General features: G+C 64.9%; 14 protein-coding genes. 10 read left to right on the top strand and 4 right to left on the bottom strand.

The window, feature by feature from the left end; translation table 11 throughout:
• The first annotated feature begins 1,308 nt into the window (after positions 1 to 1,308).
• The 5 genes from istA (at position 1,309) to ACETK3_RS05055 (ending at position 7,526) form a co-directional block, all read left to right on the top strand.
• The gene (gene istA / locus ACETK3_RS05075) at positions 1,309 to 2,859 is read left to right on the top strand and encodes an IS21 family transposase (RefSeq protein ID WP_373992629.1); all 1,551 of its coding nucleotides are present in this window, start codon (positions 1,309 to 1,311) and stop codon (positions 2,857 to 2,859) included.
• Positions 2,856 to 3,644: an IS21-like element helper ATPase IstB gene (istB, locus tag ACETK3_RS05070; protein WP_373992628.1), complete on the top strand. Its 789-nt coding sequence runs from the start codon at positions 2,856 to 2,858 to the stop codon at positions 3,642 to 3,644. Before istA ends, istB begins: the two co-directional genes overlap by 4 nt.
• 405 nt (positions 3,645 to 4,049) lie before the next feature.
• Entirely contained in the window at positions 4,050 to 4,877 is an 828-nt protein-coding gene (locus ACETK3_RS05065) for an MBL fold metallo-hydrolase (protein ID WP_373992627.1), read from the top strand.
• Between the two features lie 883 nt (positions 4,878 to 5,760).
• Positions 5,761 to 7,020, top strand: a complete 1,260-nt coding sequence (locus ACETK3_RS05060) for a MinD/ParA family protein (RefSeq protein WP_373992626.1) — start codon at positions 5,761 to 5,763, stop codon at positions 7,018 to 7,020.
• Between the two features lie 83 nt (positions 7,021 to 7,103).
• Positions 7,104 to 7,526, top strand: a complete 423-nt coding sequence (locus ACETK3_RS05055; protein ID WP_373992625.1) for a hypothetical protein — start codon at positions 7,104 to 7,106, stop codon at positions 7,524 to 7,526.
• 67 nt (positions 7,527 to 7,593) lie between these two features.
• Here the strand turns inward: ACETK3_RS05055 and ACETK3_RS05050 are convergent, their stop codons facing one another.
• Positions 7,594 to 8,775 (bottom strand): fumarylacetoacetate hydrolase family protein, encoded by a 1,182-nt coding sequence (locus ACETK3_RS05050; protein WP_373992624.1) that lies wholly within the window; start codon positions 8,773 to 8,775, stop codon positions 7,594 to 7,596.
• Positions 8,772 to 10,244 (bottom strand): aldehyde dehydrogenase (NADP(+)), encoded by a 1,473-nt coding sequence (locus ACETK3_RS05045; protein WP_373992623.1) that lies wholly within the window; start codon positions 10,242 to 10,244, stop codon positions 8,772 to 8,774. The genes ACETK3_RS05050 and ACETK3_RS05045 overlap by 4 nt, the downstream gene beginning before the upstream one ends.
• 128 nt (positions 10,245 to 10,372) lie before the next feature.
• On the opposite strand from ACETK3_RS05045, the gene ACETK3_RS05040 reads away from it, so the two are divergent.
• Positions 10,373 to 11,128, top strand: a complete 756-nt coding sequence (locus ACETK3_RS05040; protein ID WP_286398604.1) for an IclR family transcriptional regulator — start codon at positions 10,373 to 10,375, stop codon at positions 11,126 to 11,128.
• Positions 11,129 to 11,159: 31 nt separating this feature from the next.
• On the opposite strand, the gene ACETK3_RS05035 is transcribed toward ACETK3_RS05040, so the two are convergent.
• Positions 11,160 to 12,374 (bottom strand): alpha-hydroxy-acid oxidizing protein, encoded by a 1,215-nt coding sequence (locus tag ACETK3_RS05035; RefSeq protein ID WP_373992622.1) that lies wholly within the window; start codon positions 12,372 to 12,374, stop codon positions 11,160 to 11,162.
• 309 nt (positions 12,375 to 12,683) lie between these two features.
• On the opposite strand from ACETK3_RS05035, the gene ACETK3_RS05030 reads away from it, so the two are divergent.
• Genes ACETK3_RS05030 through ACETK3_RS05015 form a run of 4 tightly spaced genes read left to right on the top strand, consistent with a single transcriptional unit; the run spans position 12,684 to position 17,738 of the window.
• Positions 12,684 to 14,165 carry an MFS transporter gene (locus ACETK3_RS05030; RefSeq protein ID WP_373992621.1) on the top strand — a complete coding sequence of 494 codons (1,482 nt, stop codon included), beginning with the start codon at positions 12,684 to 12,686 and terminating at the stop codon, positions 14,163 to 14,165.
• 39 nt (positions 14,166 to 14,204) lie between these two features.
• Positions 14,205 to 15,116 carry a dihydrodipicolinate synthase family protein gene (locus ACETK3_RS05025; RefSeq protein WP_373992620.1) on the top strand — a complete coding sequence of 304 codons (912 nt, stop codon included), beginning with the start codon at positions 14,205 to 14,207 and terminating at the stop codon, positions 15,114 to 15,116.
• 34 nt (positions 15,117 to 15,150) lie between these two features.
• A complete protein-coding gene (locus ACETK3_RS05020) occupies positions 15,151 to 16,116 on the top strand; it encodes a C-terminal binding protein (protein ID WP_373992619.1) in 966 nt (321 codons plus the stop codon).
• A gap of 47 nt (positions 16,117 to 16,163) precedes the next feature.
• Positions 16,164 to 17,738: a UxaA family hydrolase gene (locus tag ACETK3_RS05015; RefSeq protein WP_373992618.1), complete on the top strand. Its 1,575-nt coding sequence runs from the start codon at positions 16,164 to 16,166 to the stop codon at positions 17,736 to 17,738.
• A gap of 7 nt (positions 17,739 to 17,745) precedes the next feature.
• Here the strand turns inward: ACETK3_RS05015 and ACETK3_RS05010 are convergent, their stop codons facing one another.
• The gene (locus tag ACETK3_RS05010; RefSeq protein WP_373992617.1) at positions 17,746 to 17,868 is read right to left on the bottom strand and encodes a hypothetical protein; all 123 of its coding nucleotides are present in this window, start codon (positions 17,866 to 17,868) and stop codon (positions 17,746 to 17,748) included.
• Positions 17,869 to 17,940 lie beyond the last annotated feature (72 nt).

Raw genomic sequence — 17,940 nt, 5'->3', positions numbered from 1 at the left:
GCAACCGCCACGACATCGCGGCGGAACTCTTCGGGAAAGGCTTTGGGCATGAGGAACATCCTTCCACCCGCAAGGATCAAATCCTCACAGGCAAAGTGTCAATCAAACCTTCAGCAGTCCCAGATTGTGCCCGAAGGTATCGAGACTTGGGCCGAATTTGCAGGGGTCGTTTCAAAGTCCGGGTGATGTGCGGTGTTGTGTCTCACCCGAGTGTGGCGACTTTAATCGCAGAGATTTCCTTTGATCGCGGTGTTACCACAGCGGCCTCGACAGGAGTTCGCCGATGCCACCTTCCCTTACCGAACTGTGTGAAAGCTATTCGACATCGGACTATGGACGGATTGATGTTCGGGCGCTGCGGGCGGGACTCGGGAAAGTCCGGGATCCGCCGACTAGGCGCGGTGGTGTGATACCCCTTCCTCGACCTGCTCCTGATGCTGGTCCGCGCGCTGTTCTCCAGAGCGAAAACTCCACCATAATCGTGGAGTGGTTCAGGCAGACCGCCGACTCGGTGACCTGTTCGCCTCGGGAAAGACTCGCTCGATGGCTGAGCTTGACACTGCTACCCATCGCAGAATGACGTTCGGGCAAGGATACTTTCTCGGCCGACGGAGACTCCTCACTGCCGGGGGCCGCGGAAGGAAGCCGACACCAACAGCACTTGTGTCGTAGAGCGGTAATGCGGTTTCGTCTTACTGTTTCGTCATCGCTGACCCTCGCACATGACGCGGGTAAGTAGGCAGAGCGGCGCAGCAAGTATTCGGTAAAGGAAAGTCAGGTACGGCGTACTCGTGTCGCAAGCATTCCGGTGGGCTAATTTCGGCCTATGTGGGATTACGAGGAACACCCAGGGTCTGCACGCCGTTCGCGGACTCCTTTGCCGGAGGCAATGTTTGGATTCAAAAACGGCGCGGCTTGGGTGGCGGAGGATGCCTTCGTCACACGCGACGTTCACGGTGACCTGCTTGTAGAGCGATGGGATCGACATGGGGTGCGGTTTGCAGTCGTCCGCAGAGACAGCGAGGGTTTCATGAGGGCGATGTGGTTTAAGCTAAATGAAATGGCTGTGGATGGGATCCCGGAATCAGCGCTTTGACGCCCAGCCGCGGCTGTGTGTTAGCGGCCATGAAAAACTGCCCATAGGCGGCCACGAAAGTGCCCACTGACGGCCAGTAAAACTGCCCGATGGTGGCCATGAGATCTGCCCACTTCCTTACTGAACCGACCGCGCCTTAAGCGGCGGGAGCCTCTCCCTGGGGTTTGATGACGGTGTCTAAGCGCACCAAGCGAACCAGGAAGAGGCCCTGTATGAAGTCTGACGGAGAAATCATGGAAATTCTTGCTGCCTACGATCTGACCGGATCGTTGCGCGCCACCGCGGAGCTCACGGGCTGCTCGCACCACACCGTTGCCAAACACGTCGCCGCCCGGGACGCCGGCCGGCCGATCGGGGAACCAACGGCCCGGGGCCGGGTCACCGACCCGTACCTGCCCAAGATCGAAGAATGGGTGGAGGCCTCCAAGGGCCGGATCCGGGCCGATAAGGCCCACGCAAAGCTCCTCGCGCTGGGCTATACGGGTTCGGAACGCTCCACCCGACGGGCGATCGCGCAGGTCAAGGCGGCATGGCGGCTGGGTCACACCCGCGTCCACCGGCCCTGGATCACCGAACCGGGCATGTGGCTGCAGTACGACTTCGGCGACGGGCCCCGGATCGGCGGGGTGAAGACCATCCTGTTCGTGGCGTGGCTGGCGTTCTCCCGCTTCCGCGTCGTGATCCCGCTCAAAGACCGGACGGCGCCGAGCGTCTTCGCGGCGCTGGACCGGTGCTTCCGGATCTTCGGCGGAGCACCAACGTATGTACTCACGGACAACGAGAAGACCGTGACCACCGCTCATGTTGCCGGGGTCCCGGTGCGGAACCATCAGACCCTGGACTTCGCCCGGCACTACGGGGTGACCGTGCTGACCTGCCAGCCCGCGGACCCGGCAACCAAAGGCGGAGTGGAAGCATCGGTGAAGCTCGCCAAGGCTGATCTCGTGCCCAAAGACACCAACCTCCGCGACGAATACGGCACGTTCGCCGAACTCGAGGCCGCCTGCCAGGCGTTCATGGACGAGGTCAATCACCGTGAGCACCGGACGACGCGGCGGAAACCCGCGGCCATGCTCGCCGAGGAAGCCCCGCGGTTGCACCGGATCCCGGATACTGCGCACACGGTCGCGTTCGGCCTTGCCCGCACCGTTCCGGAGAACACCCCGATGGTCACCTTCGAAAACGCCCAGTACTCCGTCCCGGCCCACCTGCTCGGGGCCCGGGTGTTCGTCCGAACCCACGGGACCGGGCCCGGCGAGCAGGTCATCATCGTCCACCATGGCACGACCGGTCCGGTTGAAGTCGCCCGCCACGACCGGGCACGGCCCGGCAGCCCCGCCATCAACGACGAACACTTCCCCGGACCCCGGACCAGGGTCCCCGGCGATTACGAGGTCAGGGCCCGCAACGCGGACGAGGCCGCGTTCCTGGCCATCGGCGAAGGCGCCAGAACCTGGCTGGTCGAGGCCGCCGCGGCCGGAACGGCACGGATAAACATCAAAATGGCCGAAGCCGTCACGCTGGCCAAAATCGCCGGCACTGACCAGGTCGACCGCGCCTTGGGCGACGCCGCCCTGCATGGCCGGTTCGCGCACCAGGACCTCGCCTCGATCCTGAACGCCAACATCCGCCGCACCACCACTCACGCGGCCGACGAAGCGAGCTCGCTGACCCAGGGAACCGGCGCGTGGGCCGCGATCGGCAACGCCGCCCTGAACACCACAACCAACACCACCAAGATCACCCCGGAGGAGGCCCGATGAGCCCCGTCACCACGCCCAACACCGCCTCCCCGCCGCTGCCGGCAGACCTGGAAGCGTTGATGCGGTCCCTGAAAATGCCCCATGCCCGGGCGCTGGCACCGGACCTGATCGCGACCGCCCGCGCCCAGCGCTGGGAACCGGCCGAGGTCGTCAGAGCCCTCTTCACCGAGGAAGCCGCTGGCCGGGCCCGGTCCATGCTCGCTTCCCGCCGCAAAGCAGCAGGGTTCCCGACCGGGAAAACCTTCGAGGCGTGGGACCCGGCAGCGTCCTCCATCCCCGCACCGACCCAGCAAGCCCTCCGGACCCTGGAATGGATCACCCGCAGGGAAAACCTGGTCGTCTGCGGGCCCTCGGGAACCGGGAAAACGTTCTTCCTCGAAGCCCTCGGCCAGCAAGCCGTCGAAGCCGGAATGCGGGTCGCCTGGTTCCGGCTTGAGGACCTCGGCGTCCTCATCCGCGCCCACCGCACCGATGACAGCGTCACCCGCGCCGTCGCCCGCATCCTCCGCGCCGAGCTCGTGGTCATCGATGATATTGGTCTGTTACCCGTGGCCACAGACGCCGCCGAAGGCCTCTACCGGGTCGTGGACGCAGCCTACGAAAAACGATCCGTCGCGATCAGCTCCAACCTCCACCCCGCCGGGTTCGATGAGCTCATGCCCAAAACCCTCGCGACCGCCACCGTGGACCGGCTGCTGCACCACGCCCACGTCTGCCAAACCAGCGGCGATTCCGTCCGCCTCACCCAAGCCCTCGCCGGAAAAGGAGTCGCCCGACTGAACTGACCAACCCCACGATGGCCAACCCCGCCGAAACCAATCAGTGGGCAGATCCGTTGGCCATAACCGGGCAGTTTTACTGGCCACCAGCGGGCACAATTGATGGCCGCCCGTGGGCAGAAACAACTGGCCATTGACAGCTGTGCCGCAGGAAGTCAACGTCCGCGTGGACGACACCGTATCAAAAACCCCTTAATTGGATCTACGGGCGCCCAGAATCGTACGAGCACTCGGGTGACCCATTGGTGCCGCGACTTTTCTTGTGCACACGGCAACTACGCAACTCTGTGGTCCGGGGTGGGCGACGACACCAAATTGACGCCTGCAACAGCAATTCCGCTAAGCGGTTGGGCTTCATGGGTAGAATCGGTGACCAATACGAACGCCCGCTGCCGGAGGTGCAGAAAGAGAATGTCGGAATGGCTCGAAGTTGGCATGGACAACTATGCACTGGTCACCGAGGGATCGCTGCTGAACACGGGACTGATCGTCGGCAGTGAACGTGCCATGGTTATTGATACCGGATGTGGTCCGCGTCAGGGGCGGGAGATCCTGGATGCCGTGAGGGAAAAGACAGATCTGCCCCTTGTAGTCGTTAATACGCACGGACACTACGACCACTTCTTCGGCAACGCTGTGTTTGAAGAAGCTGGCGTCAAGGAATTTTGGGCACACCAGAACTGCGCACGCGAGATCGAGCAGCAGGGAGACCTGCAGCGCCGACACGTGGCCGCCCTGGAACCGGAGATGTCGTCCAGTGAGGGGAATTACGTGGGACTCGTGGTACCAAACGCTATCGTCAAGGATCAGCCCGTCCTGGTTGACCTTGGAGGACTGACTGCAACCTTGTTCTACCTCGGCCGGGGCCACACGGACGGAGACCTTTTAGTTGGTACACCTACTACCTTGTACGTGGGTGACTTGGTGGAGCAGGGAGCTCACCCCTCCTTTGAGGACTCCTACCCAGAGGAATGGGCAGATGTGCTTCGGCACATCTCGGCGCTGCGGCACCGCTATGAGTTCCTGATCCCGGGGCATGGGACGCCGTGCAGCGACCAGTTCGTCAAAACCATGGCCGACACCATGAGCACGGCAGTCAGGCAAGCCCGACAATCCATCCGGGATACGCCCAACGACGCTACAAAGGCCATCCCTGTCCTGCCCTACGGCCCGGAGCAGTCCCGCTGGTTCATCAAGCGTCTTCAAGAGAACTGGCGCAGTAGCCTGAGCTCGTCGTAACACACCCCCGCTTTCAGGAAACGTCGGGCGTGCTTTACCCGCCTTCACCCACTGGGAAACATCCGTCGTACCTGTAGCACAACAGTTGCAGATGGAGGCGTGGGGTTTTGGCCTATGTGGCCTTGGCCGTGCTCGCCGCAGCCACCCTCATCGTGGTTCTGACGGCGATGGAGGGCTGAACCAAACATTCCGGAGTGGTCAGGCGAAGGTTGACCAGCGCGAACGCGAGTCTGAGCGAACCCTGACGCGGCTCCTGTCGTTCGACCGGGCACCCACTTACTGAAGCTTTTATGGTTCAAGCTTCTTGACTGAACTTGTCAATCGCTCTGTCACATGCTTAGGTCATAACCAGTAAGGATGCTTATGACCGATGGAGATTGTCGTGGCCTTAACTGACTACGCCCTTGCGCTGAGCGCGATGCTGGGCACCCTGCTGGTTCCTTTCGCCGTTCTGTATCAAAGGTTGCGGCCTAAGCGCCGCGCAATCCGGATACTTGTACAGGCCGCGCCCGAACCCACCCACAGAGGTAAGCGACGTTGATCATGCCGTATGTCGATATCAACCCCCACAAGGCCCGTCCCAAATGGGTGAGCTATGCCATCCTTGCCGTTCTCTTGGTGCTCACCGTGGCAGTGGTTTCGGCCGCGCTCATCCACCACTGACCAGCGGATACTGGGCAGGGCCTCCTGCCGGACCCCCTAGACTTACTGATTGAACCAGTGCCGCAGAACCGTTTGCCGAAACGTCCGGGGGACAGACATGCCAGATCCGGCTGATCAGACTGCAGGCGCCCCAGCAGAAGATGCAGGGCAGCCGCAGCTGCGCCGACGCCGCGACCTTCGTCGTGCCGACGGCTCAGTTCAGGATGCCTGGACAGGAACCATGCCAGCCGTAACGCCCCCTTCCAACCCGAACGACGCCGGGAAGCCGGTCACGCGCCGCTCCTCCTGGGCGGAGGCTGCCGCCGCAGCCGACGCCACCAAGCCGTCGCGCGCACCTTCGGCTACGCCTGCTGCACCGGGGTCTCCTGCGACCCCTGCTCCCGCACGGCCTGCTGCCGCGCCGATTGCATCAGTGCCCCCTGCTGGTGCCGGCTCTGACTCTGGTGCTGGTTCTGGTCACGCTGCCGTGCCGCCGTCGGCCGCTCCTGTCGAAGCGCCCTCCTTCCGCCGCACCCGGCCCACCGTGGCCGACACGATCGCGGAGGCACCCATGCCCGACTTCATCAGCTCACCGGGTCTGTTCGTCAAAGAACAGAAGCCCAGGCCCGTCGGCGGCTTCCGCGGCGCCCTGTACAACCTGACCGGTGGCGCATGGAATCTTGGCCCCGGACCCAAGCAGCGCCAGGAGGACGAACTGGCCCGCCGCATTTCGCGCCAGCTCCAGGGCAGCTACAACACCGCCGTGCTGAGCCTGAAGGGCGGCATTGGCAAGACCTCCACCACCGTGGGCGTGGGGCTGACTCTGGCGGAGTACCGCGGGGACGCGCCCTGCGCCATCGACGCCAACCCGGACTCCGGCGACCTGGTGGAACGGGCGCTGGGCGAGGGCATCTACCAGCAGTCCACGCCGCGGACCATCTCTGACCTGCTGGAGAACATCGACTCCATCGAGTCCCTGACCTCGCTGACCCGGTACATGCACCACGCCGGCCGGCTGCACCTCATCGCGGGAGAGCAGGACCCGGAGGTTTCAGACTCGCTGACGGCGGAGGAGTACCGCAGAATCCGCAAGCTCATCTCCAGCTACTACTCCGTGGTCCTGACTGACTGCGGCACCGGCGTGACCCACAATGCCATGAGCGGAATTTTGCAGTCCGCCGACAACCTGGTGATCGCCGCCGGCTACGCCGTGTCCGGTGCCAAGCGGGCCCGCAGCACGCTCCACTGGCTGGCCAGCCACGGCTACGAGGACCTGGCCCGCAACGCTATCGTGGTCATCACAGACAAGGACGAGGTGTCCTCCCGCGTAGACAAGGATGCCATCGAGGAACACCTGGCGGGGATCTGCCGAGAGCTAATTGCGGTGCCACACGACCGTGGCGTTGCAGACGGCGACCTTGTGACGCTGGACGGTCTGAAGCCTGAAACACGGCGGGCTTACAAGGAGATCGCCGCCGCGATTGTGGACGGGTACAGGTAGACCATCTAAATTCATCCGCGGCGGTGGCGTCCGGGCTTGGTGTCTGCCTTCGCTAGAGTCGAAGGTCGGTAGGGGAGGGCTTTATGGGCGCGACGGGGAAGCCCTATGTTCCGAATGACCTGCTGTCGCGGCTCGTGGACCAGCGACTGTACTCGGTGGAGTTTGTCCTTAATGACTATGTGCAGTTCCGGTTCGACGGAAAGCAGGGCCCCGGCCACGTCACGCTCAACAGCTACGTGTGGCCGGAGGTCCGTCAAGATGGCCGGCTATGGCGCGAGCAGGAGCTCGGGTACGCCGATGCCCTGCGCCGGTTGGCTCCCGGCGAAGTGATCTCAACGACGGAAGAGACGGGCTCCGGTATCCAGATCGAGCTCGACACCGGCACCATCGTGATCCACCCCGCCAAGGAAGAGATTTTCGTGGAGATTGCCGAACTCAGCGGTTTCCCGGACGGGCGGTGGATGGCCTGGCGCCCGGGCGAGGACAGTTTCGAAGACCTGGCGTAGCGCAGCATTACCCGGCACCGTGAAGGCAGGGCCCAACATCCTGGACCCTGCCTTCGCAGTCTTCGTCCTAACCCTCGTGCACCGGAACCTGGACAAACCGCGACAGGTATTCCATCAGGTGCCGGATCCCAAAACTCCACGTCGGGAGGTCCTCGGTGGTGCCCGTAGTGTTGATCAGCGACCCCAGCTGGGTGCTGTGGATGGTCACCCGGTCTCCCTCCTTGTGCGTGAACCCCAAGCCCGGCGTATCCCGGTCCTGGCTGGGGGCAAAGAGCGTGCCCGTGAACAGGGCGAAGCCGTCCGGGTATTGGTGGTGCCTGCCGTAGGCAGCCCCCACCAACTCTTCGAAGGGCCTGCTGATCCGGGAGAGGCTGTTCTGCCCTTCCAGCCGGTAGCCGTCGGTTCCCTCCACGGTCAGCGTGATGTCCTCGCTCCGCAGCGACTCAAGGCTGAACCCGTCGTCGAAGAGGCGGACAAACGGGCCGATGGCACAGGACGCATTGTTGTCCTTCGCCATCCCCAGCAGGAGCGCACTGCGGCCCTCCACATCGCGCAGGTTCACGTCGTTGCCCACAGTCGCTCCACGTACCCGGCCCTGGGAGTCCACGATCAGGACCAGTTCCGGTTCCGGGTTGTTCCAGCTCGAAAACGACGGGATGCCGATTCGGGCCCCAAACCCGACGCTCGAGAGTACCGGGGCCTTGGTGAAGACCTCCGGGTCCGCGCCGAGCCCCACCTCCAGGTACTGGGACCACATCCCCTTGGCCGTCAGCACCTCCTTCACCTGCCGGGCCTGCTCGGAACCGGGCCGCACGCTTGCGAGGTCGGTGCCAAGGACGGCCAGGACGGACTCACGGACGGCCGCCGCCTGGTGGAAGTCCCCGCCGCACCGCTCCTCGATGACCCGCTCAATCATGCTGTCCACGAAGGTCACGCCGCACGCCTTGACCACCTGCAGGTCCACCGGGGCCAGGAGGTGCGGGCGTTCCGGGTCCTGCGCCAGGGAGGCATCGATCAGGGCGGTAAGGTCCCAGCTGGGGGACTCCCGGGTGGTGGTGATGAGGCCCACGGGGTCGTCCAGGTCCATAAGCTCGGAGACGGTGCGTACGTGCGCGGTGTGGTCGAAGACGTCCTGTCCCCTGACGGAGACCACGCGCGGGCCACCCGTCTCCGGGTCCCAGACTCGCCCCACCAAGAGGGCGTTGTCGGCATCCGCGGGCAGGACCTGCTCTGCAGTAACAGTCGTCATCGGATTTCAGCTTTCTGTCCGGCGGACTGGTGGATTCCGTCCACCCGCCGCGTGATGTTCCAAGGGTTGTTGTCCCGGAGGGCAGGCGGAAGCTGCTCCGGGGCGAAGGAGTCGTAGGCGACCGGGCGCATGAACCGTCCGATGGCAGCAGTGCCCACGGAGGTGGTGGAGGCGGCAGTGGTGGCCGGATAAGGCCCGCCGTGCTGCTGCGCGTAGGTGACGCTGACACCTGTCGGCCAGGCATTCCACACCAGCCGGCCGCTCCGTTCCCGCAGCACCGTCAGCAGGTCCTGGAGCTCTTCCTCCGGCTCACCCTGGACAGTGGCCGTCAACTGGCCCTCCAGCAGGCCGGCCAGTTCGGCGAGGTCGGTCCCGGGGCGGTACCGGATGATCAGGGTGGCAGGGCCGAACATCTCCTGCTCCAGCAGCTCCGGCTGTGCCAGCACCGCCTCCGCGGTGGTTGCCAGCACGGTGGGCCGGGGTGCCTCGGCGTCGTCGCCCTTCACCAGCACGTCCACGCCCTCGGCGGACCGTACCTTCTCCAGCGAAGCGTCGAAACCCTCGCGGAGCTTCGGGCTCAGGAGCGGTGCCACGCTCTTGGCCTCGAGCTCCTTCTGCAGCAGAGCTGCCACTTCGTCCGTATCCTCCACCGGCGCGAACAGCAGCCCCGGCTTGGTGCAGAACTGTCCCATTCCGGCCGTGAAGGACGCTGCATATCCGGAAAGGATGGCATCCCGGCGCGCAGCCCAGGCCTGTTCCGTGACGAACACCGGGTTGATGCTGCCCAGCTCACCGTAGAAGGGGATGGGGGTGGGGCGGCGGCAGGCCCGGTCAAAAAGCACCCGGCCGCCCGCAGTGGAGCCCGTGAAGCCAATCGCCTTGGTCAGCGGATGGTCAACGAGTGCCTCGGCTGCCTGGCGGCCCACCACGGCGGAGAACAGTCCCTGTGGCGCGCCTGCCGACGCAAGGGCCTCCTCGACGAGGGCCGCCGTGCGCAGCGCCAGCTGCAGGTGCCCTTCGTGGATCTTGTGCACCACGGCGCAGCCGGCCGCGAGGGCGGAAGCGGTGTCCCCGCCCATCACGCTGAAGGCAAAGGGGAAGTTCGAGGCGCCGAAGACGCCTACGACGCCGAGGGGAACGTTGACCCTGCGGAGGTCCGGACGGGGGCCCATTCCCCAGTCCTGGTCGGCGTGGTCAATGATGGCGCCCAGGTGCTCACCGGCAAGGATTTCGCCGCGAAACAGGCGCAGCTGGAAGACCGAGCGCTTCAGTTCGAAACGCAGCCGGCCCTCGTCCAGGTGGGTTTCCTTCATACCGAGGCCCACGAGTTCATCCGCGTTGGCTTCGAGGGCGGCGGCGATGGCCTCCAGCCAGGACCCGCGGACCTGCGGTTCCACGTTCCGGGCCTGCTCGTAGGCCGCGTGCGCGGCCACTATTTGGTTCTCGACCTGCTCTGGGGTGGTATGCATGTTGTTTCCTCCTGGAATCATCTTTAGTTCCAAATTCCCTCTTTGTCGAACAATGTGCGATATTTCGAACGGTGCGCGTAGAATGGAAGCCGCGCAAAGCCAACGCGCCCCCAACGAAAGGACTCCACGTGCCCCGCTTGACCCCCGCCGTCGTCAGGAGCCTCGACGTCCTGGAGCTTTTCATGGACGCCCGCCACGGGCTCTCCGCACCCGAGGTGGTGCAACGGACCGGCCTTCCGCGGACCACCGTCCACGAACTCCTCACCACCCTGACGGAGCGCAAATACCTCCGCCGGGACGATGCCACCGCCACCTACCACCTGGGGCTGAGCGTCTTCCGGCTGGGCAACGCGTTCGCCGAACGGCTGGACCTGCACGCCGTCGGGCTGCGCATCGCCCAGTCCGTGGGCAGGGAGTGCGACGAGACCGTCAATGTGGGAATGCTCGACGGCGCGGACGTGGTGTACATCTGCAAGGTGGACAGCACCCAGTCCGTGCGCATGGTCTCGCGCATGGGCGGCCGGCTTCCGGCGAGCTGCACCGCCGTGGGCAAGGCCCTCCTGGCGTACCTGCCGGACGCCGAACGCAAGCGCATCTTCACAAAGGGCCTTGCCAAACTGACCCCCAAAAGCATCACCGAACCCCACGCTCTCGCCAACGTCCTGGACGAGATCCGCGCCTCCGGGCTGGCCTTCGAGTCCGGGGAGTCCACCCCGGACGTTTCCTGCGTGGCCGCGCCGGTCCGGGACCACACCGGCGCAGTGGTGGCGGCCCTGAGCATCTCCGTTCCGGACATGCGCTGGAACCAGCGACCGGTGGAGGAGTGGTCGGCGCTGGCGGCCGACGGCGCTGCCCGCCTGAGTGCCGAGCTCGGCTACCGCTGACGGCCGGGGGAGCGGGGCGCACCCTTGGCGGTCAGCCGGCCAGCGCCACATGGTCGCCCGAAATGCCGGCCGTGGACTTGACGCCCAGCAGCTGCATGGACCGTACGTACTGGGAGCGCAGGATCTTCACGGCGTGGGCGGCGCCGCGCTCGCCGCCGGCCATCAGGCCGTAGAGGTAGGCCCGGCCCACCATTGCCGCATCCGCTCCCAGGCCGACGGCGGCCAGGATGTCGCTGCCGGACATGATGCCGCTGTCGATCAGCACCGTAGCGTCCGGGCCCAGGGCCTGGCGGACCTGGGGGAGGATCTTCAGGATGGTGGGCGAGCGGTCCAGCTGCCGGCCGCCGTGGTTGGACAGGACCACTCCGTCGCAGCCCAGCTCGACAACCCGTACCGCATCCTTGATGGTCTGGATGCCCTTGACCAGCAGCTTGTGCGGCCACACTTTACGAAGCCAGGCGATGTCCTCGAACGTCAGGGCTGGATCGAACACTTGGTCCGCCACCTCTGCCGAGTTCCCGCCAAAGCCCTTGAGGGACGCGAACTCGATGGGCGGGGTGGTGAGCTTGTCGAACCACCAGGACGGGTGCAGCGCCATGTCCGCGAAAGTCTTCGGTGACAACGTGGGCGGGATGGTCAGTCCGTCACGCAGCTCCCTGACGCGGGCACCGCCCACCTGGGTATCCACGGTGACCATCAGGACGTCGTAGCCGCTGGTCAGCACCCGCTCCAGCAGGCCCTCAGTTTTGCTCCGGTCCTTGGCGATGTAGAGCTGGAACCAGTTGTTCCCTTCAGGCACCGCCTTGGCGAGGTCCTCCACGGTGGTGGTGCCCACCGTGGAGAGCGTGTACGGAATGTTGTTCCGGGCCGCTACCCGCGCAACTGCCTTCTCGCCGTCGTTGTGCATCATCCTGGTGTAGCCGGTGGGAGCCAGGACGAGGGGGAAGTCGATGGTGCGGCCAAAAAGCTTCGTGGACGGATCCGGATCCGAGACATCACGAAGGACTGCCGGTGAGAACTCCACGTCCCGGTAGGCCTGCCGGCACCGGGTGATGGTGATCTCTTCTTCGGCGGCGCCGTCCGTGTAGTTGAAGACAGCCTTCGGCGTGGTCTTCCGGGCCATTGCGCGAAGGTCCGCGATGGTGAATGCCCGGGCAAGCCTTCGCTGCACGGGATCCAGCTCGAAGCTCCGGAACTGGACAAGTTCACGGATCTCGGACCACTTGGGCAGTTGACGGTCCTCCATAGGGAGCAACCCCTTTCGCGTTCGAAATTTAGTACAAAGGTCGGCAAGTTGGTGCTGGCGCGTCCGGCGGTTTAACGGTTTAGGCCCGCGGCTGCTGGCGCCTGCATCGCCGCTGGTGCAGGCTTTCCCGTCCAAATTCCGGTTCATCGCTTGACGGTCCAGGGTGGCGTCCCTAGACTCCTTTGTGTTCCCGATCACCCTACCCCAGCGAATGCTTGATCGCCACATCGACCAACGTTCGAAATACCGAACACAGAACTTGCCAAATCACGAGACCCACAAAGCTGTGGGCTTTCGAAAGGACCCCCAATGTCAGCAGTCCCCAACGCCGCTGCGCCCAGCGGCGGACGGATCGTCCTGCGCTCCGCCCAGGACGTCACCGACCTCATCAACAGCGGTACCCTCAAGACGGGTAAATCCTTCGCCATTACCCTCATCGCCCTGGGCGGCATCTTCCTGGACGCCTACGACTTCACCTCGGTGGCGTTCGGCCTGCCCTACATCTCCAAGGACTTCCACCTGACTCCCGAGATGCTGTCCGTGGTGTCCGCCTCCATCATGGTGGGCGCCCTCGTCGGATCCGTCTTCGGCGGGTACTTCGTGGACAAGCTCGGCCGGTTCAAGGTGTTCATGGCGGACATGGTCTTCTTCGTTGTCGCAGCGATCGCCTGCGCCGTGGCCCCGGACGTCTGGACCCTCATCATTGCCCGCTTCATCATGGGCGTGGGCATCGGCGTCGACTTCCCGGTCGCCTTCAGCTTTCTGGCCGAATACGCCTCACGGAAGAAGAAGGGCGGCACCGTCTCCCTCTGGCAGCCCATGTGGTACGCCGCCGTGGCCTCCACCTTCGCGCTACTGATTCCCGTGTACTTCCTCTTCCAGGGCATGCAGTGGCCGGAAAACCAGATGTGGCGCATCGTTGTGGGCTTCGGTGCCGTCCCTGCCATTCTGATCATGATCTTCCGCCAGAAGTACATGGCGGAGTCCCCCTCCTGGGCGGCGCAGAACCTGGGCCTGCATGAAGCAGCCAAGATCCTGAAGCGGACCTACAACGTGGATGCCGAAGTGGCCGAAGACGCCGTGGACCCCCGCGCCGAGCGCAAGCAGTTCCAGATGACCCTGACCCAGGCCTGGGGCAAGCTCGTGGGCAAGAAGTACCGCGGCCGTACTGGCCTGGCCCTGGTCATCAATGCCAGCCAGTCCATGGAGTACTACGCCGTGGGCTTCTTCGTCGGGCAGATCGTGCTGGCCATGCTGCACACCCAGAACGTCATGACCAACATCGTGTCCTCGCTGATCCTCAACCTGGCCTTCGGTGTGACCGGCGGCTTCATCGGTGCCCGCCTCTCCGGCAAGATCGGCCCGCGCAAGCTTTCACTCCTCGGGTTCTGCGGCACCTTCACCTGCATGGTCATCGCCGGCAGCCTCAGCAACGTCGAAGGTGCCTGGTCCTTCATCGGCGCCCTGGTCATCGGCCTCCTGATCTTCTGCCACGCAGCAGGCCCCGGCGCCCAAGGCATGACCATGGCCACCATGTCCTACCCCACGTCCCTGCGCGGAGCCGGCACCGGCTTCACCCAGATCGGCATCCGCCTCGGCGCGATCGCCGGCCTGGTGTTCTGGCCCCTGGCCACGGCAGCCTGGGGAACCAAGGCGCTGCTGGTACTCGCCGTTGTGCCCGCCATCGCCATCGTGGTGATCCTGGTCAACAAGTGGGACCCGCACGGCCGCGACATCGACGCCGAAGACTACGAGGACGCGTCAGTGGCCGCGCTCAGCGCAAACCGCTGATCCAAGCGCCCGCTACCCCTACAAACCTGAAGGACAACCATGAGTGCCATCACTGGCGTAATGCCGGTAGCGCCCACCATTTTCGCGGACAACGAGGAGCTGGACCTTGACGGCCAGCGCAGGGTCCTGGATTACCTGGTGGACGGCAAGTCGGACGCCGTCTGCATCCTGGCCAACTACTCCGAGCAGTTCTCGCTGACCGACGGGGAACGCGAGCAGGTGCTCCGGACCACCATGGAGCACCTGGACGGGCGGCTGCCGGTCTGCGTCACCACCAGCCACTTCAGCACGCGGATCGCCCGGGAACGCAGCCTGCGGGCCCAGGAGCTCGGCGCGGAAATGGTGATGCTCATGCCGCCGTTCTTCGGGGCCACCATGAAGGTGGACGACGAGGCCGTGGTGGAGTACTTCAAGCGCGTGGCTGATGGCCTGGACATCGACATCATGATCCAGGACGCGCCGATGAGCACCACACCACTGTCCGTCGGCCTCCTGGCCCGGATCGCCAGGGAGGTGCCGCAGGTGAACTACGCCAAGATCGAGATGCCCCAGGCGGCGGACAAGCTGGGCGCCCTGGGCGCCGCGGCCGGCCCGTCGCTTCCCGGGCTTTTCGACGGCGAGGAAGCCATCACGCTCATCCCGGACCTGGAAGCCGGGGCCCTAGGCACGATGAGCAGCTGCATGGTTCCGGACCAGCTGGGCCAGATCGTGCGGGATTTCCACGCCGGCGAACGGGACAAGGCGATCCACGCTTGGGAAGACCTGCTTCCGTTCATCCACTTCGAGAACCGGCAGTGCGGCCTGCGCGCCACTAAAGTCCTGATGAAGGAGGGCAACATCATTGCCAGCGACAGGACGCGCCATCCGGTAGGGGAGCTGAACCCGCACACCCGCGCGCAGCTGGTGGAGATGGCCAAGCGCAAGGACCCCCTGATCCTCCGCTGGGCGTGAGGATCAGGGGATGCAGGAAGAGAAAAGGACGGGCATGCCGCGCATACTAATCACCGACTACGAATTCGAGTCGATCAGCCAGGAGCAGGCCGTGGCGGACGCCAACGGCGTTGAACTGGTCCGGGCCAACTGCAGGACGGAGGACGACGTCCTGGCGGCTGCGGCTGCCGTGGACGGACTCATCGTCCAGTACGCCCCCATTACCGAACGCGTCCTTAAGGGCCTGCCGCGCCTGAAAGCCGTCAGCCGGTACGGGGTAGGCGTGGACACCGTTGATGTCCCAGCCGCAACGGAATGCGGGGTGGTGGTGTCCAACGTGCCCGACTACGGTGTGGAGGACGTCAGCGACCACGCCATTGCGCTGACCCTGACGCTGGCGCGCGGCATCCCGGACCTGGACAGGGGAGTCCGGGCCGGGGAAACCCGGCTCGACTCGGTCAAGCCGATCCGCCGCTTCTCCTCGCAGACCTTCGGCGTCATCGGACTGGGCCTGATCGGGGCGGCCACCGCAGCCAAGGCCAAGGCGCTGGGCTACCGTGCCCTGGGCTACGATCCCCTCCACACTCCGGGGACCACCACCAAGGAGGGCATCGAGGTGGTGACCTTGGAAGAACTGCTGGCCGCGTCCGACGTCGTATCCCTGCACGTGCCGTTGAACAAGCACACCCACCACTTGATCAACGCAGGCACGCTGGGGCAGTTCAAGGCGGGGGCCACCATCATCAACACCTGCCGCGGCGGGGTGATTGACACCGCGGCCCTTGTTGACGCGCTGAAGAACGGAAAACTCCAGGCAGCAGGCCTGGACGTCTTTGAGGAAGAGCCCCTTCCCCTTAACAGTGCGTTGCTGGACCTTGAGCGCGTGGTGCTGACACCGCACACCGCCTGGTACACGGAGGAATCCAGCGACGAGCTGAAGCGGCGCACCGCGGAGAACGTGGTGGATGCCGTCCTGGGCCGCCGGCCGCGCAACATCGTCAACCCCGAGGTCCTCAGCTAGCCACCCCAGGTGCCCGCCGGAGCGGGGCCAACAGTAAAGGCATGAACATGAACACACCGATTGAACTGATCGCAAACCCGCGGCTTGCCGCGGACATGGGACTGCTGGTCCTGCATCCGGAGGACAACGTTGGCACCGCCCTGGGGACGGTTCCCGCCGGCACTTCCCTTTCCGTTAACGGCAGTGAGTTGCTGTGCGCGGATGAGATTCCCGGCGGACACAAGGTGGCTTTGCGGACCATCGAGGCCGATGAACCGGTCCGGAAATACGGCCAGATCATCGGTTTCGCGGGGCGCCTGATCAGCAAGGGCGAACATGTCCACGTCCACAACGTGGCGTACCGGGAGTTCGACCGGGCCGGCCAGGCGGGCACCGCGCTGCGGGAGACCGAATTCGTGCCCGAGGATCAGCGGGCAACCTTCCAGGGGTACCGGCGGAGCAACGGCTCCGTCGGTACCCGGAACTACATCGGCATCCTCACCTCGGTCAACTGTTCCGCGACGGCGGCAAAACTCATCGCCTCCCGGATCGAGAACAGCGGCGTCTTGGACCAGTACCCCAACGTGGACGGCGTGGTGGCCCTGACGCATTCCTCTGGATGCGGCACCGGAGGGGACGGAAACTACGGCTTTGAGGTGCTGCGCCGGACCCTCCACGGGTACGCGAACCACCCCAACTTCGCCAGCATCCTGGTACTGGGGCTGGGCTGCGAAGTCAACCAGATTGCCGGCCTCACCACCGGGTGGTCGCTGAGCCCTGACAAGTCGATTTCCAGCATGACCATCCAGGCGCAGGGCGGCACCAAGGCCACGGTGGCGGAAGGGGTGCGGCGGATCGAGGAACTGCTTCCCGAAATCAACAAGGCACAGAGGACTGCCGTTCCCGCCTCGGAGCTTGTCCTCGCCATGGAGTGCGGAGGCTCGGACGCCTTCTCCGGCGTCACCGCAAACCCGGCGCTGGGCGCAGCCGCGGACCTGCTCATCAGGCACGGCGGCACCGCAGTATTTGGCGAAACCACGGAAATTTACGGCGCCGAGCACCTGCTCACGTCCCGTGCCGAATCCCAAGGCACGGCGGACAAGCTCATGGAACGCATCCGCTGGTGGGAACAGCACGTTACCCAGGACGGATCGTCGATCAACAACAACCCGTCCCCCGGGAACAAAGCCGGCGGACTCACCACCATCCTGGAAAAGTCCCTCGGAGCCGTGGCGAAGGGCGGGACCACCAACCTGGTGGACGTGGTGGAGTACGCCGAACCTGTCACCGCCCACGGCCTGGTCTTCATGGACACCCCGGGATACGACCCCGTCAACGCCACCGGCATGGTGGCCGGCGGCGCCCAGGTCCTCGCCTTCACCACCGGCCGGGGCTCCGCCTTCGGCTGCAAGCCCACACCGAGCATCAAGTTGGCCACCAACACCCCGCTGTATGAACGCATGCGGGACGACATCGACGTGAACTGCGGGGCGGTGGCGGACGGGCAGCTGACCATCGAGGAGATGGGGCAGCAGATCTTCGACCTCATCCTGGCCGTGGCCTCGGGCCAGGAAACCAAGAGCGAGGAATTGGGCTACGGGGACAACGAGTTTGTCCCCTGGCAACTGTCCACCGTTCTCTAGGTGCCGCCTACCGCACCGCCGAGTACCAGATCAGCAGCATGGTCACGAAGAACCCTGTGACGCAGTTCAGCCACAGGAACCGTTCCCACCCGCGGTGGGCCTGCTCCGAGAGGCCGCGAGGTGCGGGCACTCACTGCCTGCGCCGCATCCCGGTACGATGTGCTGAGTTGTGTGGCCGGGGCGGGGGTATTTGTGGGCAGGT

The organism is Arthrobacter sp. E44 (assembly GCF_041877125.1).
GTDB lineage: Bacteria > Actinomycetota > Actinomycetes > Actinomycetales > Micrococcaceae > Arthrobacter.
This window is presented reverse-complemented; position numbering and strand designations above follow the sequence as displayed.